This is a genomic window from Acidobacteriota bacterium (genome assembly GCA_003225175.1).
In the GTDB taxonomy this organism is placed as follows: domain Bacteria; phylum Acidobacteriota; class Terriglobia; order Terriglobales; family Acidobacteriaceae; genus Gp1-AA112.
In genome coordinates, this window is record QIBA01000239.1 from 1 (window position 1) to 1,898 (window position 1,898).

General features: G+C 51.4%; 3 protein-coding genes. All 3 read left to right on the forward strand.

The window, feature by feature from the left end; translation table 11 throughout:
* Nucleotides 1–43 precede the first annotated feature (43 nt).
* The 3 genes from DMG62_24930 (at nt 44) to DMG62_24940 (ending at nt 1,626) form a co-directional block, all read left to right on the forward strand.
* Nucleotides 44–511, forward strand: coding sequence for a hypothetical protein (locus tag DMG62_24930; GenBank protein PYY19121.1), 468 nt, complete (start codon nt 44–46; stop codon nt 509–511).
* Nucleotides 499–1,167, forward strand: coding sequence for an IS630 family transposase (locus tag DMG62_24935; protein PYY19122.1), 669 nt, complete (start codon nt 499–501; stop codon nt 1,165–1,167). Before DMG62_24930 ends, DMG62_24935 begins: the two co-directional genes overlap by 13 nt.
* A 90-nt stretch (nt 1,168–1,257) precedes the next feature.
* Nucleotides 1,258–1,626: a hypothetical protein gene (locus DMG62_24940; protein ID PYY19123.1), complete on the forward strand. Its 369-nt coding sequence runs from the start codon at nt 1,258–1,260 to the stop codon at nt 1,624–1,626.
* Nucleotides 1,627–1,898 lie beyond the last annotated feature (272 nt).

Here is a 1,898-nt window from a genome sequence, read left to right on the forward strand (position 1 = left end):
ATTGACAGGAGTGAGATGATGATGGAAAACCAAGGAGTTCCTGATGAAGCATCCCATCCCTGTCACGCTCTCCGAAAGCGAGCGGGCCTCGTTACAGACGTTTATTCACGCGGGCAAAGCCAATGCCCGCAGCTTCACCCGCGCGCGCGTCTTGCTCAAGGCGCACGAGGGCTGGACCGACCAGCAAATCTGCGCGGCCCTCGATATTAGCCGCAATACCTCCATCCGTGTGCGGCAGTTGTACCTGGAAGGAGGATTAGAAGCGGTGCTGCACGACAAGCGGCAACAGCGCTATCGGCAGGCCTTGACGGGCGGACAAGCCGCCCATCTGATCGCCATTGCCTGCAGCCCGGTTCCCGATGGTCATGACCATTGGACGGTGCGCTTGCTGGCCGGCAAAGCGGTCGAAATGGGCTTCGTCGAGTCCATCTCGCCGGAAACGATCCGCCAGCTGCTTAAAAAAACGAACTCAAGCCCTGGCAACACGAGCAATGGTGCATCCCCGAGGTAAGTGCTGAGTTTGTGGCAGCCATGGAAGATGTGCTGGATCTGTACGAAGAGGACTACGATCCCCGTCACCCCAAGGTCTGCTTCGACGAAAAACTCGTGGCCCCAGAGGCCGATGTGCGGCCTGCAGAGCCTCTGAAGCCAGGACAGCCGGAACGGATTGATTACGAGTATGAGCGCTTGGGCACGGCCAATCTGTTTTTCTTCGTCGAGCCTTTGACGGGCTGGCGCCATGTGGAGATGACCGAGCACCGCACCAAGATCGACTACGCCCATTGCATCCGCTGGTTGGTGGATCAGGTCTATCCGCAGGCCGACTACGTGCGCATCGTGCAAGATAATCTGAATACGCACACAGCTGCGGCCTTGTATGAAGCCTTCCCGGCGCCAGAAGCGCGACGCATCTTGCAGCGTGTCGAGTTCCATTACACCCCCAAACATGGCAGTTGGTTGAATATGGCCGAAATCGAGATCAGCATCTTTGCGCGTGGCTGTTTGTCGCGGCGGGTGGCAAGCATGCAGGACTTGCGCCAACGCATCGCGACCCTGGAAGCCGAGCGCAATGCTCAGCGCTGCACCATCTCCTGGCGCTTTACTTCCCGCGATGCTCGGGACAAGCTCCAGGATCTCTATCCCGCTGTCAATAACCAACTGGACTGACTACTAGACTCGACAAATCTTATGGTACATTTTCTAGCTGAATGGTCTGGAATATGCCAAAAGAGACCTGATCAAACTTTAGCAGAACGATTGGAGGTAATCTCCGCAACCAATCCTCAACATCTTATAGCATATTTCTGTAGAGCAATTGCGCTTTGGCTGCATAATAGTTTTGAGGAGGCTTTAGCACAATTGGAACACACCATCAAATTAGAATTAAACTGGAACGCTGCATACTTTTTTTGGAAAGGCATGATCTACGCCTCACAGAAGCAAGATGATGAGTCAATAGAAGCAATAGGGAAAGCGCTAGACGCCAACCTCCCACCAATCCTATTGGCTCCTGTTCGTTGGCTAAAAGAAGATATACCGGATTTTTATAACAATAATGCTATGCCATTACTAATTCGGTCTGGAATAACAGAAGTTATCATAATTGCTGAGAAACAAACTCAATAATAAGCTTGTTTTTGCTGATTACCACTAAGAACTAGGTGATACATTGACCTACTTAATAACTAGCCGATATTGCTTTAGAGTTTCCACTGTTCGTTTAACAGTCAGTCTACCACAAAAACACTGGTCGGTCGATGTACTCTAAGTCAAGTACCCGTATCTCTTCCTCGTCATCCATCTCTAACGGGTCCACTCCAGATCATAAGCAACCAGCAAATGAACCTTATGAGCAACATAGCCAGGGTGGCTATAGAAGTCTAGAAGCTTCTCAAATC

Excerpts from the sequence above, each read along its gene's own strand:
- DMG62_24930 (PYY19121.1), top strand. The coding sequence starts at position 44 with ATGAAGCATCCCATCCCTGTCACGCTCTCCGAAAGCGAGCGGGCCTCG.